The organism is Methylobacterium organophilum, assembly GCF_022179465.1.
Taxonomy (GTDB): Bacteria; Pseudomonadota; Alphaproteobacteria; order Rhizobiales; family Beijerinckiaceae; genus Methylobacterium; species Methylobacterium organophilum.
Window position 1 is genome coordinate 1 of record NZ_BPQV01000056.1, and the last position, 252, is coordinate 252.

1 protein-coding gene is annotated in these 252 nt (G+C 71.4%); it reads right to left on the reverse strand.

Going from position 1 to position 252, the window contains the following annotated elements:
* A partial coding sequence (locus MFF21_RS23785; RefSeq protein ID WP_238315055.1) for a hypothetical protein occupies nucleotides 1–197 on the reverse strand: 197 nt, incomplete at its 3' end.
* Nucleotides 198–252: the final 55 nt, after the last annotated feature.

Consider the following 252-nt stretch of genomic DNA (forward strand, 5'->3'; position numbering starts at 1 on the left):
CCCGGCTCCACCAGCAGGTCACGCAGATCCAGGACCACGTGGGCGCCGGAGACGGCACATGGAACGAGCTGAGCCGGGGGCTGGGGGAGCTGGCGGCCGTGCAGTACAGCAGTGGGAGCCTCGATCCGGCCGTGCAGCGCAGAGAGGGCGCACCAGCCCTGGGCGAGGGCGGTGAGCGCGGGGTCCGTCGCTGTCATGGGCGTTCTCCTCCGTCTCGGAGTGGTTGCCCCCAGGGTAGACCACTGCCCGCAA